The sequence below is a fragment of the Pseudonocardia yunnanensis genome (assembly GCF_039534065.1).
GTDB classification, from domain to species: Bacteria; Actinomycetota; Actinomycetes; order Mycobacteriales; family Pseudonocardiaceae; genus Pseudonocardia; species Pseudonocardia yunnanensis.
On sequence record NZ_BAAAUS010000004.1, the window covers coordinates 139098 to 158889 of the forward strand.

Genomic DNA, 19792 nt, shown 5'->3' on the forward strand with positions numbered 1-19792 from the left:
ACGTGCGATCACTCATCAGGGTTCAGATCGCGCCGAGCGCGATCTCCTGGCTCCGGACTCGACGGTGCGATCCGCACTTCCGGCCGACGCGCCCGAGAACTGACGGTCGGAGAGAGACATCCGGGAAATCGTGGGCGCGGCGCTGAGTGTTTCACCGCAGATCGGCGTTCACCCGCCTGGCCCCCACACGATCAAAAGTGTAACCCGAACGCGCGTTGATCCCACACCTTGTGACGATCGCCGCGACCCCGCTCCGGCTGTTACAGTGAAGATCTGCGATCCCGACTGGGTCAAGGGAACACAAATACTCACCCATGCGGCTCTATTTGGATCGAATATTTCGTCCGAATTAACGCAGATAGCAGTAATATCATCTAGCTCCGCGATGGGCGGAATCACCCGTCCGGCCCCGAAATGGCGAAGCCCGGCCACCCCCTTCGGGATGGCCGGGCGGTGTGTCGGAGCTGCTCAGCGCCCTGTACTCCCAGGTGCGGACGTGTCCTACTCCAGCGTGTCCGACGCCGATGACGGCGTCGGCAGCGTTCCCGAGTCGCTGCGGGACGGCTGCTGAGACCGAGGCCGGACCGCCGGGAGCCGGGTGGCAGACGGCTGGACCACGGCCGACTGTGCCGCAGGAGGCCGGACGACCGGCGGTTGCACCGCAGGAGGCCGGAGCACGGGCGGCAGGACCACAGGCGAATCCACCACCGGCGGCTCCGCCACAGGCGGCTGCGCGGCGGGCGTCTCCGCTACAGGCGGCTGGGCAGGGGGCTCGGCCACCGGCGGCTCCGCCACGGGAGGCTGGACCGCGGGCGGCTCCGCGGCAGGCGGCTCCGCCACAGGCGGCTGGGCAGGAGGCTCGGCCACCGGCGGCTCCGCCACGGGAGGCTGCGCCACCGGGGGCTGCACAGCGGGCCGGCGGATCTCGGGCTGCTGCGGCCTCGGCCCTTGCGCCGAGTTCCGCGCGCGTTCGACGGCTGCCCCCTGCACTGCCCGCGCCTGGCCAGGTGACTGCCCCGAGCCCGGTGATGATTGTCTCGTCGCCTCGGGGCCGGGGTCGGGCGTGACGGCTGTCTCGTCGCCATCCGGCACCGGCTCCTGCGGCTGTGTCCGCCGCTGCGGCGTTCCCGGCGCCTGTTCCGGGGGTACGGCCGTCGCAGAGGCCCCAGGAGCCGGCTGGACGGAGTCACCGGTCCCGTCCGCTGGCACTGCCGCGGCGGCCCTCCCATCAGAAGGGTCCGCCAGCGCGACCGTGACCGCGATCGAGAGCGTCAACGCCATCGAGACCGCGACGGCCACCCCGACCGGAAGTATGCGCGGCATCGGGGCGGGCGCCACGGGCGTCCTGATCTCCACCGGCACCGGCGGAGCCGGGATGACCGCACGCAACGTCGCCTCGTGCATCTCGACGGCAGGGTTTCCCCGCCACCGTGCGCCCTCGGCCACCTCCTCGCCCTTCATGAGGAAGGAATCGGCGTCGATCACGGAGTCCGGACCGGTCGTGACGCCATAGTGGACGAAAGCTTGCACACCCAACGTGCAGCGTTCGCCGATCACCGTGCGGTCGGACTTGAAGGCACCGTCCTCGAGGGAGTGGCACTGGATGACCGTGCCCTCGTTGATCGTGGCCTCGTCGCCGATGATGGCAAGGGTCTTCTCCGGGATCGAGCACCCGTTGTCGAAGACCCGGCGCCCGACCTTGACTCCGAGCAGCCGCATCATCATCGGCCTGAAGGGCGTGCCGTTGAACAGTGGCGTGGCGAGCATCTTCCAGTGCCGTTCGTGCCACCAGAAATAGGGGTCGTAGATGGAGCAGACCCGCGGCTTCAGGGCGCGGAACCCGGTGGTCAGCCGCTCGACCAGCATGGCGTAGCCGACTGCGAGGAGCATCACGAGCAGCAGCGCCGCAGCCACGGCCCACTGGCCCAACAGGTGGTAGAGATCACCGGCCATCGCCGTGACCAGCAGCAACAGGAACGTCTGGAACCACCGCACCAGCAGGTACAGGAAGATGGTCCGCCGGTTGTAGCGGTTCTTGAGAGCGAGCCCGCGCTCCAGCTCCGCCCCCGTCTTACGCAGGTCGTCGTCTCGCTGCACCGAGCGCGGGATCTCGAAGCACGGCGACCCGAGCAGACCGACGTTCTCCCGCACCGGCCCACCGATCGGGATCATCGCCTTCGTCGCGAGCAGGCAGTTGTCACCGACCTTCGCCCCGACGGGGAAGGCGAGGCTGTTGCCGAGAAAGTTGTCCTTACCGAGCTCGGCACGCGCGACCCGGAAGGACGTGCTGGTGTAGTCGGCGTTCATGACCGTCAGGCCGTCGGACACCATCGTGCCGCTGCCCACCGTCGTCAGGTAGGGCGTGTCGTGCGCGAGCTCGGACCCGAAGTTCGAGCCGGTCTGCACCACCTGCGGGAGCCGGTACCCGAGCCACTTCAGGTAATGGACGATGTAGGAGCTGTCGCCGAAGAGCGAGTGGTAGAACCGCACGTTCGTCAGGCGCCGGATCATGCGGTGGACGTAGTAGTGGTAGCCGTAGAGCGGGTGCACCTTGCCGGGCACGACCAGCCGGCTGAGGATGCGCGGCACCATGGCCACGGCCACCAGCCCGAGCATGGCCGCACCGAGGAACACCACGAGCGAGACCGCCAGCACCTCGACGTAGAACACCCAGGCGCCGAGCCGGTCGTGACCCTCGCCGAGCAGCTCCGCCGTCCAGGGCACGACCGACACCACCTCGACCAGCACGGCCAGCCCGAGCGGGGCGAGCAGCAGCACGTTGAACAGCTGCAGGAAGCCGTACCAGAACCGGCGTGCTGTGCCACAGCGCGCTTCGGAGAGCACGCGGTAGTCGACGTCGGTGGGCACCGCGGGTGACCCGTGCCAGGCCTGCCCCGTCGGGATGTGCTGGCCCGGATGCAGCGACGAACAGTGGCCGAGCTGGGCGCCGTCACCGATGGACGTGCCGATCTCGAGCACGGTCTTCTCCGCCACCAGGACGTTGTTTCCCAGCGTGATGGGGCCGATCTGGATCATGCCGGCCTGCGCCCGGTAACCCAGCACGACCGCGCTCTCGCGGATCACCGTTCCGGCGCCGATCGTCAGCATGTCGGTGCAGACGGGAATGGACCGGGAGAAGATCGTCGTGCCGGGCCCGATCTTCGCGCCAAGTGCACGCAGATACAGGACGAAGAGCGGCGAGCCGCGGAAGAGGGCCATCGGGTTGGCGCGAATGAGCAGCTTGACCAGCCAGAACCGGAAGTAGCGCAGGCTCCAGATCGGGAACTCCGTGGCCTTCCAGCGTCCGATCAGCAGCCATTTCGCCACGATCGGCAGCAGGCAGTACCCCGCGAACACCGCGGCGCCGAACGCCAGAGAGCGCAGGTAGGCGGCCTGCCAGTCGGTGGCCTGCGAAACCCAGTCGAACCCCCGCTCCAGCACGACACCGCCGAGACACAGCGAGACGACGAAGGCCAGTAGCTGCAGCGTGCCGCACAGCAAGTACCCCGCCGTGCTCACCCGCTTCGCCCTGACCGCGAGCGACTTGGCGGGGGCCACGGGCCGGGCCGATGCGGGGTCGGCAGCCGCGGCGGGCAGCGACGCGACGTCCGGTTCCGGCAGCGACGCGGCGAGCGAGGAGACCGTCGGATGCATGTAGACGTCTCGGATCGAGATCGACGGCAGGTCCTCCCGCTTGCGCACCCGCCCGCAGAACTTCGCCATCAGGAGCGAGTTGGCGCCGAGATCGTCGAAGAAGTGGCTGTCGGCCGAGACATGGTCGACGCCCACGGTTTCCGCCATGAGCTCGGCCAGCAGCTGCTCCGTCGCGGTCGACGGCCCCACGTCCTCGCGCGTCACGCGCAGGCCCCGCTGCGTCGGCGCGGGCAGGTTCTCGCGGTCCGCCTTGCCGTTCGTCGTCATCGGGATGGCGTCGAGCTGTTCCAGGTACGCCGGAACCATGTATTCGGGCAACCGCTCGCACAACACCGCGTGGACCTCGGCCGGCTCCACGTTCTCGGTGTCACGGCGCAGGCTGTAATAGCCGACCAGTTCCACGGCGCCCGGCACCGGCTCGTAGGTGGCCACCACCGCCTGCGCGATTCCCGGCACCTCGAGCAGCACCGACTCGATCTCGGTCAACTCGATCCGATAGCCGCGGATCTTCACCTGCAGGTCGATGCGGCCCAGGTACTCGATCTCCCCGTCGGGATTCACCCGGCCCAGATCGCCGGTGCGGTAGATCCGCCCTGACGGATTGTCCGGAATACCGAGGAAATCCGGGACGAACACCGTCTTGGTCAGATCGTCGCGGTTGACGTAGCCGATCGCCAGGCCCACCCCGGCGATACCGATCTCTCCCGTCTCACCGGACGCCAACGCGCGCCCCGGATCCTCGGGATCGAGAATCACCGTGGCGTAGGTGGGCAACGGCGCGCCGATCGTCACCGGCCGGTCCGGATCCACCACCGTCCATGTCGCCGTCACGGTCGCCTCGGTCGGCCCGTACACGTTCAGGAAGCGGCGACCCGGCCGTGACCAGCGCACGATCAGGTCGTGCGGGCACGCCTCCCCCGACACCAGCAGGAACCGCACCTCCGGCAACTCGTCGTCCAGCGTCGCCAACAGGGTGGGCACGCAACACATGGCGGTGACCCGCTGATCGATGAGGAACTCGTGCAGATCCACGCCCAGCAGGCTCGACCCCGACGGCTTCGGCACGAGCGTCGCGCCGACCGCCCACGGCACCCAGATCTCCTCGACGGAGAAGTCGAACGCGATCGTCAGGCCCTGGTACACGCGGTCATCCGACCGGTAGCCGTACACCTCGGCCGCCACCCGCACGAAGTTGCAGATGGCCGAGTGGGCCACCGCCACACCCTTCGGGCGCCCGGTCGACCCCGAGGTGTAGATGATGTACGCCAGCCCGTCGGCGAACGCCCCGCGCTCGTCGGGATCCAGGCGCTGATCGTCATACTCGTCGATGTCGGCCGCGGTCGAGTCGAGGCACACCACCTCGACGTCGGCATCCGCCAGGTGCGACCGCAGGTGCTCGAGCGACAGCACCACGGCCACATCGGCGTCGGACACGATGAACGCGAGCCGATCGGCCGGGAAGCCCACATCCAGCGGCACGTATGCGGCGCCGACCTTCAGCACCGCCAGCATGCCGACGTAGGCGTGCACCGCGTCGTCGAGCAGCAGTGCCACCCGCTCACCCGGACCGACGCCCAGATCCAGCAGGTAGCGGGCCAGCCGGTTGGCGCGGCTGTCCAGCTCGGAGTAGGTCAGCGCCTCCCCGACCCCGTCCACCGCCAGGTGGTCCGTCCGGCCCGCCGAGGAGAGCTCGTCGCACCGGTCCTCGAACAACTGCTCCAGACGTTCGCCGGCGCCCCACCGGACTCCCCGACCGGGCTCGTCACCGACGAGGACCAGGTCGGACAGTTCCGGCGGAACCCCTGTCTCAGGATGCCGATCGCGTAACACTGTCGCGCCTCCGCTCAGTGCCGATGTCCTGGTGCAGACCGAACGTGGTGTGGAGCAGCCGGACCGCGTGATGAACGGTGCGTTCCGGCAGGTGGAAGGAGACGCGGCTCGGGGTGCTCGTCACCAGCTGGGGCTGGATGCCCGCGGCCTCGAGGGTGCGCAGCGCCCGCGCGGTCACCTCCGGGCGCCTGCCCACGCCCGTACCGACGATGCTCACCGAACCCATGTCGTCGCGGAGCAGGACGCGGGCCCCCGCAGCGAACAGGGCCGCCACGATCTCGGACTCCTCCACCCCTGGCGCCGTGATGTGCACCTTGTCGCCGTCGCGCACCATCGAGCCGACGGACGCGCCGCGCTCGGCCAGGGCCGCGGTGATCACCGCGGGGGACGCCCCGGAGACCGTGTAGAAGCTCTCGCGCTCCCGATGTGCTACCCCGGTGATGTCGGCTTGCTCGAACACTGTCTCCTCCTGCAGCCAGGTCCCGGCGGCCGTCGTGAAGCTCGACCGCACGTGGATATCGATGTCGTGGGCAGCGGCGAGCTCCACCGCGCGCGGCTGGAGAACCCGCGCACCCGCGGCGGCGAGCTGCAACATCTCCTCCCGGCTGATCGTGGCCAACTGCCGCGCATCCGCAACGACCCGCGGATCCGCCGAGAACACCCCGGCGACGTCGGTGAAGATCTCGCATTCGCGCAGTCCGAGAGCCGCGGCGATCGCCACGGCCGAGGCGTCCGAACCGCCACGTCCCAATGTCGTGACGTCACCCGACGGGGAGATCCCCTGATAGCCGGCCACCAGGACGATGGCCCCGGTGTCGAGGGCGTCGAGGATCCGTTGCGGGCGTATGTCCTGCAGTTGTGCGTTGCCGTAGCGGTCGTCGGTCAGAATTCCGGCCTGTGCACCGGTCAACGACACCGCTCGCGATCCCAGATCGTGCACCGCCAGCGCGGCGAGAGCGCACGAAATGCATTCGCCCACGGACAACAGTGCGTCGAGCTCGCGCAGTTGCGGGCGCGACGACATCGCGTAGGCCATCCTGTTGAGCTCATCGGTGGAACCGCCCATGGCCGAGAGCACCGTCACCATCCGATGACCTGCCCGCTGGGCGGCGACCATTCGTTCTGCGACCGCTCGCAGACGTATCGGATCGGCGACCGAGGTTCCGCCGAACTTCCACACCAGGGTCGGCTGAACCATCAGGTCCGCGCCCTCAGGGGAGCAGGAACCAGACTCAGCAGGCGTCCCGTCCTCGGCGCGCAGTGTTCGATGGCATCGATCAGGATCGTGCACGCCATGTCGACCACTTCGGCGGTCACGTTCAGCGGCGGCAGAATCCGCACCACCGTGTCGTTCCGGCCGCCCAGCTCCACGATGAGCCCCTCACGAAGGGCCCGGGCCTGCACCTTCCCCGCGAGCTCTCCCGGTGTCGAGCCCGGGACGTCCTCGAGCTCGATTCCCCACATCAGGCCCCGGCCCCGCACCTCTCGAACCCAGCGGTTCCCGCCCAGCGCACCCAGCCGCCGGTCGATCTGGAGACCGCGACGCCGGACGTTCCCCAGCACGTCGTCCCGCTCCACCACCCGCACGGCCTCGGCGCCGGCGGCGAACGCCAACTGGTTCCCGCGGAACGTTCCGGTGTGCGCCCCCGGCGCCCACACGTCGAGCCGCTCGTTGTAGAGGATGATCGCCACCGGCTGGCCGATCCCGCTCAACGCCTTCGAGGCGACGATGACGTCGGGCTCGATCCCGTACTGCTCGAAGGCGAACCACGTGCCCGTTCGCCCGCATCCGGTCTGCACCTCGTCCACCACGAGAGGCACGCCGAGCTCGCGGGTCAGCAGGCGCAGCCGGCGAACGAACTCGTCGTCCGCCGGGACGACTCCGCCTTCGCCCTGCACCATCTCGACGACCACCGCGGCCGGCAGCGGAACGCCACCGTTCGGATCCCGCAACGACCGTTCCAGGAAGCCGATGCAGTTCGTGGAGCAGGTGTCCCGGGTCAGCCCCATCGGGCAGCTCGAACAGTTCGAGTACGGGAAGAAGTGCACTCCCGGCACCCCGCCCGCGACCGAGCCCTTGTTCGCCGTCAGCCCCGTCAGTGCCATCCCGAGGTGTGTCGTTCCGTGGAATCCGCCCTGGAACGACACGACATCGCCACGACCGGTGGCGATCTTGCACAGTTTGATCGCCGCGTCCACCGCATTGGCCCCCGTGGGACCACAGAAATGCACCTTCATCCGGTCACGCAGACCTGACGGCAACATCGACAGCTGTGCTTCGGTGAACGCGTCCTTGGCGGGGCTCGGCAGATCGAGCCCATGCGAGAAACGGCCGAGCTGATCGATCACCGCCTGCACGAGATCGGGATGGTTGTGCCCCAGCGACAACACTCCGGCTCCGGCCAGGAAGTCGATGAACACGTTCCCGTCGACATCCCGCACGAAGCTCCCCGATGCCGTCTCGACCGCGATCGGAATATGGCGCGGATACACCCGAGCGTTCGACTCACGACGACCCTGACGGTCGAGGAACTCCAGAGACCGTGGCCCTGGCACCTCCCCCACCACACAGGGCCGCGCAAACCCACCATGCTCGAGCAAGGTCATCGATCCTCCCAGCCTGCGGGCCACGGACAGTGCGAGCCGCGCCGTGGCCCAGGCCCCGATCTCGACGCGACAGGTGCGATCTACAGATGGGCCGAGAGATGGTTCGGCCTCCCTGCACGAGGCGATCCGGTTATCGCACTTGCGAGACGCAACGTTTCGGGTCGTTTGCTGGGGTACCCGCTCGCCTGCCTGGCCGGATCCGCGATCGCCCGAATGCCGCCTCATGGGCGCTGAACGGGCTATCGGCCGATCTCGGGGCGGACGCACTCGGCTGACAGCACGCCGAGCACTCCGGCGTTCGGGGGATCGGGGATTGCCCGGTGGACCGGCTCACGGTCAGGACTCGGGGCGTGCTGAGGACGCCCACGCGCCGGCGTCGTGGCATACGTAGGCCCACGTCCACCCGAATGCCACATCGAAACCACCCGTACATGACGACGCCCGGCCGTCCGTTGGGACGACCGGGCGCAGGGTGTTGGCGCGGGTGGCGGCGTCAGTCGATGAGGCCCAGGCGGCGAAGCATGCTGCTGACCGACCCGCCGCGGGCGCGGTATGCCGAACAACCCGTGGCTCCGCACACACCGCAGTCGGTGCCGGGCCGGTAGTGTTCGTGCGCCTCGCGCGCGTGGCCACAGGCGCACGGCTCGACGACGGTGGGCTGCACCGGCGGGGCAGGCGGAGTGACCGGTGGGGCCTCCGGCTTACGCGAGGCCGGTGCAGGTGCGGGCTTCCGCTGCGCGGGAACCGCAGGCACCCCGGTGGGCGGAGTCAGAACGGACGAGCCGGCCGAGTGCCGACGGTCAGGCCGTCCACCACCACCGGTCGGACGCCCCGCTACCGAGTCCCCCATGAGGGTTCCTGCCCTTCGTCAGTCGGTGTTGCCCCGAGGGCTGCACCGCACGTTATGCGATGGGGCCACCCGCTCGGGTCCCACCAACTGTAGTGAATGACGAGAGGTTACGCGGCTGTCGGTGATTTGCCCTACCCCAGCGACGAACGGTTACTGCGCGCGGCGGCGACCGCCGGCCTGGTCGGCAAGCATGCGCAGCCCGCTGAGCAACCCGCCCAACAGGTCGCTCTCGCGGAATGACGCCACCATGCTCATCACCGCGAGCTTCGCGCCCCGGTCAGGCAGCCGCATGCGCGCGTCGGCACCGCTCAGCACCTCGACGATCCGCTGCCCGGGGCTCACCGCCACCAGCACGGCCTCGCTCGAACCGTCGAGCTGGTCGTGCAGCTCGGCGACCCGGGCCGTCGGGTCCGCACCCAGGTCGCCGATGTAGACGCTGAACAGCAGCCCGGACTCGCGGCTCGCCAGGGTCAGCGCCTCGTCGAGACGAGTGAGCTGCACAGGCGAGAACGGCTGGTCGGCTCGCGACTCCTCGCGGTAGACCTCGGCGGCCGACACCCTGCCGGACGCGGTCACGACAGCGCCGACGGGCAGCTCCTCGCTCCCCGGAACAGCGACGGCCGTGCCCGTGCCACCGTGGTGGCTCGTGCTGCCCGGATGTGTGGTCTCACCAGCTGCCACGGGCACCTCCTCGTTCGAGATTGCTACGCACTGCGGCGCCGTGGGCTCCGGTGGCATGGCTGTCGTCGGCCGCCGGGAGCTGGGCACCCTCGGGGTTGGCGGTGAACCACATCGGCTCGAAGGTCCACGGCTGACCGGACCGGTATCGAGGCCGCCGCGCCATCCGGGGACCGACGACGAGCAGGACGATGACCAGGTACAGCCCGACCGGCGGCACCGCGAAGTACAAGATCGTCTCGGGCACGCTCACGATGGAGAACGTAGCTCACCAGGTGGGCGGGCGCCGACCGCCCCACCCTGCCGCGACATGCAGCTGCGCGCCGAGTGCGAGCAGTAGCGCATCGTCACCCATGCCGCCGACCAGCTGCACGGACACGGGTAGCTCGGGGCCCGCGTCTTCCCGGCCCCACGCCACGGGAAGGCTCAACGCGGGCTGCCCGGTGAGGTTGTAGATCGCTGCGAACGGCGTGAAGTGTTTCTGCCGTTCGTAGTCCTGCCTGGGGTCCCCACCCGCGGTGAACCAGCCGACCGGACGGGGCAGCTGGGCAAGCATCGGCGTGAGCACGACGTCGACGGCCGCCTGCGCTTTCACAACCCGCCGGGTGGCCTGGATCGCCGACTGAGTGGCTGTCATGTACTCCGGCCCGCTGATCGCCGTACCGCGATCGCGCCACCACCGGGTGAGCGGAGCGAGCAGCGGCTCGGCCTCCGGCGGCACGGGGTGCCCGTGCGCGAGCACCGCCCACAGCACCTCGAACACGGGCAGGAGGTCCTCGGGGATGCCCGGGTCGAACTCGACGACGTCGTGGCCCAGTTCGGCCAGCAAGGCGGACGTCTTCTCGTACGCGGCGAGGCAGGCGGGGTCGACCGCCACACCCGGTACCGGCGGGACGGCGTACCGGCCGACCCGCAGCCTCGCAGGCGGGCGGCCCGCGGCGGCGAGATGGCTGTCGACCCTGGGCTCCAGGACGTACGGCTCTCCCGGCACGGGCCGGGCGAGCGCATCGAGCATCGCGGCGGCATCGGCGACCGTGCGGGCGAGCGGCCCGGACACCGACATGCCGGGCGGGTCGCCCCCGGCGGGCCCACGAGACACCAGCCCGCGGCTGGTCTTGAGTCCGACGAGGCCGCACGCGGCGGCCGGGATCCGGATCGAACCGCCACCGTCGGTTCCGTGCGCGAACGGGATGAGCCCACCCGCGGTGGCCGCGCCGGCACCGCCCGACGAACCACCGGCGAGCCGGCCGGTGTCCCATGGCGTGACGGCGGGCGGGCGACCTGCCGGTTCGGTGTAGGGCGGCAGTCCGAACTCCGGCGTCGACGTCTTGCCCAGGCTGATCGTGCCCGCGGCCCGCAACAGCCGGGCCGAGTCGTCGTCGACGTCCGGGATGTAGTCGGCGTACACCGGCGACCCGAACGTGGTGCGGACCCCCGCGGTCATCGCGAGATCCTTGATCGCGGTGGGGACGCCGAGCAGGGGGCGCTCGTCGCCGTCCCGCAACGCGCGGTCGGCCGCCTCCGCCTGCGCGAGCGCGGCGTCCGGGGTGAGCGTGACGAAGGCGCCGAGCAGGTGGTCGAGCGACTCGATGCGCCGCAGGTGATGCTCCACCAACTCCACAGCGGACAGCTCACCCCGGCGCAACGCCGCGGCCTGCTCCAGTGCAGTGAGGTCGTGCGGCTGGGACTTTCCGTCAGAGGTCACGGCGCGCGGCCCGGCTCAGCTGGGCCGACGCTCGGACGCAAGGACCTCGTCGGCCCCGACCCATCGGCCACCGGCCGCCTCGATGCCCGGCATCGCCTTCCTGACCTCCTCGAGGAGGTCGGGCACGAAAAGCAGGACGGAGTCGGGTGCGGCGTCCACCAGGTCATCCGGGCCGATCACCGGGATGTCCGAACCGGGGATGCGGCCGCCCTGCTTCGCCACCGACGCGTCGGCGACTCCCGCGAGCAACTCACGACGCACGCCTGCGCGGTGCAGCAGCGGCACCGCCCGCGATGCCGCGGGGTACCCGTAGACGCGGCGGCTGCTGCGCTGCTCGGCCAGCAGCCAGTCGTTGAGCCGGGAGCAGCCCATCTGGACCACGTCGTCGAGAGTTGCCACCGCGGCCGCGTCGAGCACACCGATGGCGATCTCCTGCTTCGTGAGCGCCTCGAGCGACTCCTCCGGCTCGGCACCGGCGCGGCCCGCCACGAGAACCGTGCCGCCGTACAGCGGGAACCAGAACGCGGCGAAGGCCGCGAGCCCCACCTCGGCCATCATCGTGCGCATCACCGGCACCGAGTAATAGGCGAAGTGGCCGTGCCGGACGGCGTTCCACTCCCGCTGCTCCACGATCGACGCGAGCGACTGGAACTGGACGAGGAGCAGGCCACCCGGCGCCACCGCCGCAGCTCGCTCGGCCATCGCAGCCGCCTGGTCGTGGGCGTGCATCAGGCCGAAGGAGCAGTCGACCACCACGTCGGCCGGCTCCGCCGCGGCGGCAGGCACGAGCCCGTGCTCGGCGAGCAGCGGCAGCCAGCTGCCCCCGTGCGGGCTGGGGAACTCGGCGACCGTGCCGCCTGCGGGCAGCACCCGGGCCGACACGAGCTGGGCCACGGCGTCGGCGGCCTGCCGGGTGAGCGCCTCGGGCTGCACCCCCTGTGGGTCATCCGGCACGTCCATGTCGTCGGCCAGCTGGGCGAGCCCGCATTCGCCGCACATCCACAGCCGCAACGGGAAGACAGGGTCTGACCCCGGCGCGTCGAAGGGTGGGAACAGCTCACTCGACGGCTGTTCTCCGAGATCCATCACGAGAGTGCCGCTTGCGGAGCGGCAGAACCGGCAGATGTGCACGTCCTGCCCAGCCTTCATGAGTTGTGAACCACCTCGAGGTCACGAACCGGAGGACGACGCTACCGGTCTCGCCCGAACGGACCGGCGCAGGGCGGGCGCCCTCTGGGGTGAACGTGCGACCCTGTAGCGTTTTCGATCCGTCGATTTGTCGTGCTGGTCCCATATGTCGGGATATTTCGGATCAGTGCGGCTCCAGGAGGACGTCGTTGCGAGCAGCATCGCCTGCCGCGGCCATGGGGTTGCCCCACATGACGATCGCCGAATCGCCACTCCCGGTCTCCGACCACATCAGCGTGCGCCTGCACACCCTGGTCCCCGGAGGCGCGCACACCTACGCGAAGGGCGACGACCAGTACCCCGAGGACCTCGCCCCGATCATCTCCCACGGTCGCGGAAGCAACGTCTGGGACGTCGACGGCAACGAGTACATCGAGTACGGGTCGGGCCTCCGCTCGGTCAGCCTCGGGCACGCCCACCCGCGTGTGGTGGAGGCGGTGCGCCGGGAGCTCGATCGGGGCAGCAACTTCGTGCGGCCGAGCGTCGTGGAGCTGGAGGCGGCGGAACGTTTCCTCGCCACCGTCCCCACCGCGGAGATGGTGAAGTTCACCAAGAACGGCTCGGACGCCACCACGGCTGCCGTGCGCCTGGCGCGGGCGGTCACCGGGCGCTCGCTCGTGGCCGTTTGTCGTGACCAGCCCTTCTTCTCCACCGACGACTGGTTCATCGGCACCACACCGATGTCCGCGGGAATCCCCGAGCAGCTCACCCTGTCCTTCCCCTACGGCGACCTCGACACCACCGCGGAGTTGCTCGAGGAGCGCGAGGGCGAGATCGCGTGCCTGATTCTCGAGGCCGCGACCCAGCAGGAGCCCCCTCACGGCTACCTGCAGGGCATGCGGGCGCTCGCCGACAAGCACGGCGCCCTGCTGGTCTTCGACGAGATGATCACCGGCTTCCGCTGGTCGGAGACTGGCGCCCAGGGCGTGTACGGCGTGGTGCCCGACCTGTCGACGTTCGGCAAGGCATTGGGCAACGGCTTCGCCGTCTCGGCCCTGGCCGGACGCCGTGACGTGATGGAGTGGGGCGGGTTGCGCCACGATCGCGACCGGGTCTTCCTCCTCTCCACCACCCACGGCGCCGAGACGCACTCGCTCGCCGCCGCGATGGCGGTGATGGACACCTACACCGAAGAGGGGATCTCGGCCCGGCTGCACAGCCTCGGGGAGCGGCTGGCCTCCGGCGTCGCCGCGGCAGCGGCCGGGATGGGTGTGGCTGACCACGTCCTCGTCCGGGGGCGAGCGAGCAACCTCGTGTTCGCCACGCTCGACGAGGAGCTGAAACCCTCCCAGCCCTACCGCACGCTGTTCCTGCGCCGGCTCATCGCCGGTGGCGTGATCGGACCGTCCTTCGTGGTCAGCAGCGCGCTCACCGAGGACGACATCGACCGCACCGTCGAGGTGGTGTCCCAGGCGTGCGCCGTCTACCGGAAAGCGCTCGACGCCGGCGACCCCTCACCGTGGATGGGCGGCAGGCCGGTGAAGCCGGTGTTCCGCTGCCGCGTCTGAGCTCTGTGCGTGTTGGCCCCGAGAGGGATCGGGCCGCCCTCTCACCGGGGCACGCGGACGCGCGCGAGCACGCCGCGGTGATCGGTGCCCTCGACCTCGACCACCTCGAACCCGGTGGTCACCGTGCCGATCGGCACCAGCACATGGTCGATCTGGATGCCGGCCCACGGTGCTGCCGACGACGGGTAGGTGCCGACCAGTCCCTTCCCGGTGCCGACGGCCGCGCTGCGACATCCCCCGAGCGCGGCGCGAAAGGCCGAGTGGTCGAGCGTGGCGTTGAAGTCGCCGACGACGATCGGCGCCACGGGACCGTGGCACCACCGCTCGACCAGCGCGAGGTCACGCAGCCACTGGGCCGTCCGCCTGCGGTCCACGGGTGCGGCGGTGTGTATCGCGAAGAGGCTTCGCCTGCCGAGGATCCCGCCGGTGGCCTCCAGGTGCCGTAACCGCATCCCGGTGCCCGAGCGGACCTGCACGTCCCCGGCACCAGACGCCGCCAGCAGCGTGACGCCCTGGCCGTCCTTGACCCCCGGTGCCGTCGAGACCCACGACCGGTAGCCCAGCGTCTCCACCAGCGGGATCAGCTTGTCGCGGAAGTCGGAGCCGGCTTCCGGGAGCACGACGAAATGAGGGGTCTCCCGGGCGATCAGGGTGGCGAGCTCCCCGGTGTCGGCCCGCCCGTTGAGCACGTTGAACGTCAGGATGGCGAGGTCGTCCGGAGCAGCCGCACGCGTCGGGAAGCGGACCGCCCGAGCGGCGACCGCGCCGAGGCCCGCCACGGCGACGGCCCCGACCGCCGCTGCCGCCGGACGGGTGCGCGAACCCCTCGCAAGCAGCGCAGCGGCAGCCAGCGCCGAAACCGCGAACTGTGGGCGAAAAGCGACGATGGCCACGAAAGGGAATCGGCGGTCGAGCCGAATCCAATCGGGAAGAACCACGCTCGCCGCAGATCCGGCCAGGACGGCCGCCGCCGCGACGCGCAATGTGCTTTTCATGCCCATAAGTGACGATCCCTCTCGACGCCGGCCTCCGGAAAACGGACGGATGTGCTCCCGGGTTCCTCACTCGATCGGGTGGTGAGGTCAGGCACGGGCCTCGCCCGACTCGACGAGCCTGCGAACCCGGTCGATCAGCTGCGAGCGGTCGTCGGAGCGATCGACCTCGATCTCCAGCGGCGTGCCACCTGGACTCGTGTACGTCGCCGTCACGCTCGTCGCGCCCCGCTGCACCGCGATCCAGTCGTAGATCTTGCTGACCAGCAGAGCCAGCATGCGGCTGCCGACCAGGACGATCACCACGTCGACCATGCACGTCGACCCGCCGCGGCCCGGTACGCAGGTGTTGACGTCGACCAGGCCACGGAAGTGCCCTGCCCGGTTGAGCCACGCGCTGAGCGCATGCGCGTCGGACTCCGTGAGGTGGATCCTCGCCTGGGCCTCCTGCTCCTCAGGCATCGATGCGTAGCGCCTCGGTGCGGACATACCGGACGGCTGCACCGCCTCGACAGGTGCTATGCATTGGCCACGTGGCTCGCTTGTCGATCTGCTGGATACCCACTGCACTCCTCGATGCTCGGCGTCGACCAAAGAGTTATTCATTCTGCAGTGTGAATCCGTTACCACGGTGAGTAGTTGTCACGTCGAGAGATCCGCAACACTGCCCGCCTCCACGACCTGTTCCCACGTGAGACCGCTGCGCTGAACCAGAGCGAACAGCAACTGCCCGGTCATCCACGTCTCATAGCCGGCCCGGTGTCGTCGCTCCCCCGGCCGGATGTGCGGCGGAAGGAGCCCGGCATGGGTAGCAAGGCGGCTCAAGCCGTAGCCGCCGGGCAGCCCCGGCCAGACCGCCCTCGCGAGCCGCGCCGTGTCGAGGACGAGCGAGGGGCGCCACTGAGGCAGGTGGTTGGCGATCACCCGTAGCTCGACGGCCGCGTTGTGCGCCACGAGCACCCGCCCCCTGATCGCGGCGTACACCTCTTCGGCCACTCGCGCCCAACTCGGGCAGGCGAGGACGTCGGTGTTGCGGATGCCGTGGACGCCGTCGGTGACGTCGGGCGTGATCGGACGGTCCGGGCGGACGAGCCAGACACGCATGCTCGCCTGCCGCAGGTCCGCGGCGGGTTCGATGGGCAGCACGGCGATGTCGACGATCTCCGGTGGCTGCTGCCCGTTGCCCTGCACGTCGACGACGGCAAGTGGATGATCGGCCAGAGCTGTGGGGGTACTGAAGTACACGCGGAATCTCCGAAGGGGGTCCGACCGTGGTCTGGGCCTGCGATGGCACCAGCGGTCGCTGAAGTTCTGCACCAGCCGGCCCCGTGTGCATGCCCGGCTCGCTCGGCGACTCAACGAGGCCCGCGGCTACGGCGGCGCGTGCGGTGATGGCTCGATCATCCCGCCAAGGGGCGAGCACGGAGCGAAGCACCCCGTTCACTTTCGGGTCATGTCGCGATCAGTATCGTCAGGGCGGCTGTCCTGTCCCTCAGCCGTCTGCCCGCTCTCTGGACACCGGTGCGCAGGCAGGACACGCTGATCGAACCTGGTAGGACCACGAGGGGGCAGCGATGGCGAGAACTCCGCAGCAGATCTTCGAGCACCACGCCGGTGCGTTGATCGCCGGCGACATCGACGAGATCGTCGCCGACTACACCGACGATGCGGTGTTCATCACGCCGCGCGGGGTCCGGCACGGCAAGGCCGGCGTCCGCGAGGCCTTCACCGAGCTCCTCGCCGACCTCCCGGACGCGAAGTGGGACGTGCCGACCCAGATCTTCGAGAACGACGTCCTGTTCATCACGTGGAGCGCGGTGTCCGCGTCCCAGCAGGCCCTGGACGGCGTCGACACGTTCGTCTTCGACGACGACGGCATCCGCGTCCAGACCGTGCGCTACACGCTCCAGAGCACCACATAGCGGCTCACATCCGACCAGTTCCGACCCCACGTCGTTCACCCCGGTGGTGGAGGCGCGGTCTTGCGCAGCACCACGTCGAACCCGTTCTGATAGGTGATGACGTAGCGACCTGACGCCACGAGTTCCTGGACGACCTGCAGCGACCAACCCGGCGGCTTCAGATCGAGGTAGCGGCCCTGGGCCTCGACCGCGTCGAAGGTGAGCAGGACGTCGGGGTACTCGGCGTTGATGCAGCGGATCGGGTCGTCGGCCAGCTGGGTGCATCCCTCGATCACTGTGCCGTGGCTGTGGGTGTCGACGCCCTCGACGGCGTAGGGCCCGACGTTGATCAGCGGCATGACCTCCAGGCCGTGCGGGGTGGTGGCGTAGACCTCGCGCACCATGTCCACCTCGTCCGGGTAGACGATCATGTAGGCCTCGTTGCCGCCGCGGATCAGGATGATCGACCCGAACAGCAGCGCCATCCCGGCGGCGAGGACGTATTCCATGCCGCGTCGCCAACGCACGAGCGCCCGCAGTGCGTCGGCGCCGAGGATCGCGAGGATCGGCAGGCCGTACAGCACGATGCGCAGGAACAGCTCACCGCCGTAGCTCTGCACGGCCGCCATGCCCATGGGCACCGCGGCGAGCGCGATCGGCACCAGGTCGCGCCTGCGCCGCCAGTACACCCAGGCTCCGATGATCGCGAGCAGCCAGGTGGCGACCGGGACGACGATGCGCAGGAGCTTCACCGCGACCTGACCGAAGTCGCCCTCCAGCCGGCCTGCGACACCCACCTCCAGCGCGTTGCCCTCCTCCCCGGCGCCCGTGATCAGGCTCAGCTGGGTGAGCCAGAACTCCCGACCCGCGATCAGGACGTACACGGCCACCGCGAGGATCGCGACGAGCACGAGGCCACGGCCCCTGAAGCGGCCGACCACCGCGAGCAGAACCAGCTGACCGATGATCGCGAACGGTGTGAGCTGGTGCTCGGGTGCGATCGCGATCAGGCACAGCGCGGCGCAGAAGTAGATCAGCAGCAGCTGGCGCGGCGGCAGACTCGGCCGGGTCGGCCGCGTCCTCGCCGCGACCACCCACCTGCGCCACAGTGGCAGCCGCTCCGCGTCGGGATGCGGGGAAGGCCAGCCCGGCACTCCGGCCGAGTCGGTGCGCCGGGTGGCCAGCGGCCCGAGCGCGAACGCCAGCACGGTCAGCATCAGCACGATGCCGATGGCCTGCGGCGAGAAGTAGTCCTGCTCGATCCAGTTCAAGCCGAGGAAGAGCCAGGCGGCCACCCAGGGCGCGCGGGTGCCCCCCAACATCGAACGGGCCAAGGCGTACACACCGATCGCCCAGACGCCGACGATCACCGGTGGGAACCACCGCAGCACCGAGTCGAGCCGGGTGACGCCCCCCGCGTCCTGGAAGAACGCCCACTGCGCGAAGAACGCCGGCCAGTAGAACCGGGCGTCGATACCGATCGGCACCTGGCCATCGCCCGCGATGGCGTTGGTGAACCCGGCGATCAGCCACGCCGTGGTGAACCGGGCCGCCGGCTCCACCACCGACGGCATGCCGAACGAGCAGAGGATGAGAACCGCGGTGGCTGCACCGAGCATCGGGATCCGCGGGCGTGGCGACCACAGCTCGACCACGCAGGCGCCCACCGCACACAAGAGGGACGCCCACGCGGCAGGCCCGAGCACCCGGGCCAGCCCCCAGCCGTCGAGCGCTGCCAGATCGGTGGTCGCCGCGGCCACCGGCAGCAAAGCGACAGCCGCAACGGCGAGCAGCGGCGACAACCACCGGGAGATCCCCACCGACGGCTCTGCAGGCGAGGACGCGCGGGCTGCGGGTACGAGAGATCCGACGGCGCCGGGTTGGACGGTCATGCGGACGCCGTCGCCCCCAGCTCGTCGAGCACGGCCTGCCGCTGCACGCCTTGCGTGCGCCCCATTCGTCCCCCCATGTCCCGATCACGAACGGGGGCTGCACGAAGTTCCGGAGCGGTGCCGACAACGCGCTCGGGCCCGGGACCGTGATCGACTTCAGGAGACGGTGAAGGCTTTCGTGACCGTGCCGGAGAACTGCGACGGGGTGCCGAGCACCGTCGAGACGAGGTAGCTGCCGGGCCTCAACACGGCAACGCTGTAGGCCGGACCGGTGCCCGTCGAGAGCGCACCTGCGGCGACGTCGGTGACCTGCTCGATAGCCGCCTGACCGCTGTCGATGTCGGCGGGAGTCACGTTCTGGCCGTCCTTGACCCGGGCGAGCAGCAGGACGAACCCGGCCTTGGCCGGATCGCCGGAGTTGGTGAATCGAATCGCGAGAGGACCGGGCTTCATCGTGGGGGCGATCGGGCCGACCGTCCCGCCGTCGTTCACGGCGTCGAGAGTCTGAAAACCGCAGCTGTCGTACACCCACTCGTTCATGGCGTTGGATGCCGCGGTGCCCTCCGTCGAGGTGGCGTCGATCCGCTGTCCCTTCTTGGCCTGGTCCAACTGAGCGGAGTAGGTCTGGAGCGCACCGGTGAGGGTGTCGGGTGCGTTCTCCCGCACGACGGTGAACAACGGCTCGACCGAGGAAGCCCACGCCTGCATCTCGCCGGCGGAGGGGGCCGGGCTCTCGGGATCGAGGCCTGGCGGGATGGTCGAGTCCAGCGAGACCTGCGCAGCGCAGGCCGCCGCCTGATCCTTCGCCGGTGCGCCGGCGGGACTCGGAGCCCCCGCCGGCGCGGCCGAACAGGCGGCCATCAGCGCGGCGGCGAGTGAAACTGTCAGGACACCGAGAGCCGTACTCCGAGAAGTCATGCCGGAAACGGTCCCGAAAACCCGCGGCCCGGGGTTCCGTACCGGCACGGCACTTCTTCTCCGTGCTGG

The 19792-nt window shown here is 69.8% G+C and carries 14 protein-coding genes; 2 read left to right on the forward strand and 12 right to left on the reverse strand.

Annotation, left to right across the window (positions count from 1 at the left end; genetic code table 11):
* Window positions 1-501 precede the first annotated feature (501 nt).
* From ABD743_RS05345 to ABD743_RS05375, 7 genes are all read right to left on the reverse strand, one after another.
* Window positions 502-5484 (reverse strand): Pls/PosA family non-ribosomal peptide synthetase, encoded by a 4983-nt coding sequence (locus ABD743_RS05345; protein ID WP_344719435.1) that lies wholly within the window; start codon window positions 5482-5484, stop codon window positions 502-504.
* Complete coding sequence (locus ABD743_RS05350) at window positions 5462-6682, reverse strand: aspartate kinase (RefSeq protein ID WP_344719437.1); 1221 nt, start codon at window positions 6680-6682, stop codon at window positions 5462-5464. Before ABD743_RS05350 ends, ABD743_RS05345 begins: the two co-directional genes overlap by 23 nt.
* The gene (locus ABD743_RS05355; protein WP_344719439.1) at window positions 6682-8091 is read right to left on the reverse strand and encodes an aspartate aminotransferase family protein; all 1410 of its coding nucleotides are present in this window, start codon (window positions 8089-8091) and stop codon (window positions 6682-6684) included. Before ABD743_RS05355 ends, ABD743_RS05350 begins: the two co-directional genes overlap by 1 nt.
* 1000 nt (window positions 8092-9091) lie before the next feature.
* Window positions 9092-9622 carry a DUF5130 family protein gene (locus ABD743_RS05360; RefSeq protein WP_379659402.1) on the reverse strand — a complete coding sequence of 177 codons (531 nt, stop codon included), beginning with the start codon at window positions 9620-9622 and terminating at the stop codon, window positions 9092-9094.
* On the reverse strand, window positions 9609-9872 hold the full coding sequence (gene ctaJ, locus ABD743_RS05365; RefSeq protein WP_344719441.1) for an aa3-type cytochrome oxidase subunit CtaJ: 264 nt from the start codon (window positions 9870-9872) through the stop codon (window positions 9609-9611). Before ctaJ ends, ABD743_RS05360 begins: the two co-directional genes overlap by 14 nt.
* A gap of 15 nt (window positions 9873-9887) precedes the next feature.
* Window positions 9888-11324: an amidase gene (locus tag ABD743_RS05370; protein ID WP_344719443.1), complete on the reverse strand. Its 1437-nt coding sequence runs from the start codon at window positions 11322-11324 to the stop codon at window positions 9888-9890.
* 15 nt (window positions 11325-11339) lie between these two features.
* Entirely contained in the window at window positions 11340-12473 is a 1134-nt protein-coding gene (locus tag ABD743_RS05375) for a class I SAM-dependent methyltransferase (RefSeq protein ID WP_344719444.1), read from the reverse strand.
* A gap of 230 nt (window positions 12474-12703) precedes the next feature.
* Between ABD743_RS05375 and ABD743_RS05380 the strand changes: the two genes are divergently transcribed.
* Complete coding sequence (locus ABD743_RS05380; protein ID WP_344719446.1) at window positions 12704-14020, forward strand: glutamate-1-semialdehyde 2,1-aminomutase; 1317 nt, start codon at window positions 12704-12706, stop codon at window positions 14018-14020.
* 41 nt (window positions 14021-14061) lie between these two features.
* On the opposite strand, the gene ABD743_RS05385 is transcribed toward ABD743_RS05380, so the two are convergent.
* The 3 genes from ABD743_RS05385 to ABD743_RS05395 form a co-directional block, all read right to left on the reverse strand.
* Window positions 14062-15015 (reverse strand): endonuclease/exonuclease/phosphatase family protein, encoded by a 954-nt coding sequence (locus tag ABD743_RS05385; protein ID WP_344719448.1) that lies wholly within the window; start codon window positions 15013-15015, stop codon window positions 14062-14064.
* A gap of 87 nt (window positions 15016-15102) precedes the next feature.
* Window positions 15103-15474, reverse strand: a complete 372-nt coding sequence (locus ABD743_RS05390) for an effector-associated constant component EACC1 (RefSeq protein ID WP_344719449.1) — start codon at window positions 15472-15474, stop codon at window positions 15103-15105.
* Between the two features lie 180 nt (window positions 15475-15654).
* Window positions 15655-16257 (reverse strand): 3'-5' exonuclease, encoded by a 603-nt coding sequence (locus ABD743_RS05395; protein ID WP_344719451.1) that lies wholly within the window; start codon window positions 16255-16257, stop codon window positions 15655-15657.
* Window positions 16258-16586: 329 nt separating this feature from the next.
* Here ABD743_RS05395 and ABD743_RS05400 point away from each other — a divergent pair, with 329 nt between their 5' ends.
* Entirely contained in the window at window positions 16587-16934 is a 348-nt protein-coding gene (locus ABD743_RS05400; RefSeq protein ID WP_344719452.1) for a nuclear transport factor 2 family protein, read from the forward strand.
* Window positions 16935-16969: 35 nt separating this feature from the next.
* Here ABD743_RS05400 and ABD743_RS05405 read toward each other — a convergent pair whose 3' ends face one another.
* Together ABD743_RS05405 and ABD743_RS05410 are read right to left on the reverse strand one after the other, a co-directional pair.
* Window positions 16970-18805, reverse strand: coding sequence for a hypothetical protein (locus ABD743_RS05405; protein ID WP_344719453.1), 1836 nt, complete (start codon window positions 18803-18805; stop codon window positions 16970-16972).
* A 156-nt stretch (window positions 18806-18961) separates the two neighbouring features.
* Window positions 18962-19723: a hypothetical protein gene (locus ABD743_RS05410; protein ID WP_344719454.1), complete on the reverse strand. Its 762-nt coding sequence runs from the start codon at window positions 19721-19723 to the stop codon at window positions 18962-18964.
* Window positions 19724-19792 lie beyond the last annotated feature (69 nt).

Excerpts from the sequence above, each read along its gene's own strand:
- ABD743_RS05350 (WP_344719437.1), bottom strand. The coding sequence starts at position 6,682 with ATGGTTCAGCCGACCCTGGTGTGGAAGTTCGGCGGAACCTCGGTCGCC.
- ABD743_RS05355 (WP_344719439.1), bottom strand. The coding sequence starts at position 8,091 with ATGACCTTGCTCGAGCATGGTGGGTTTGCGCGGCCCTGTGTGGTGGGG.
- ABD743_RS05375 (WP_344719444.1), bottom strand. The coding sequence starts at position 12,473 with ATGAAGGCTGGGCAGGACGTGCACATCTGCCGGTTCTGCCGCTCCGCA.
- ABD743_RS05380 (WP_344719446.1), top strand. The coding sequence starts at position 12,704 with ATGACGATCGCCGAATCGCCACTCCCGGTCTCCGACCACATCAGCGTG.
- ABD743_RS05385 (WP_344719448.1), bottom strand. The coding sequence starts at position 15,015 with ATGAAAAGCACATTGCGCGTCGCGGCGGCGGCCGTCCTGGCCGGATCT.
- ABD743_RS05390 (WP_344719449.1), bottom strand. The coding sequence starts at position 15,474 with ATGCCTGAGGAGCAGGAGGCCCAGGCGAGGATCCACCTCACGGAGTCC.
- ABD743_RS05400 (WP_344719452.1), top strand. The coding sequence starts at position 16,587 with ATGGCGAGAACTCCGCAGCAGATCTTCGAGCACCACGCCGGTGCGTTG.
- ABD743_RS05405 (WP_344719453.1), bottom strand. The coding sequence starts at position 18,805 with ATGACCGTCCAACCCGGCGCCGTCGGATCTCTCGTACCCGCAGCCCGC.
- ABD743_RS05410 (WP_344719454.1), bottom strand. The coding sequence starts at position 19,723 with ATGACTTCTCGGAGTACGGCTCTCGGTGTCCTGACAGTTTCACTCGCC.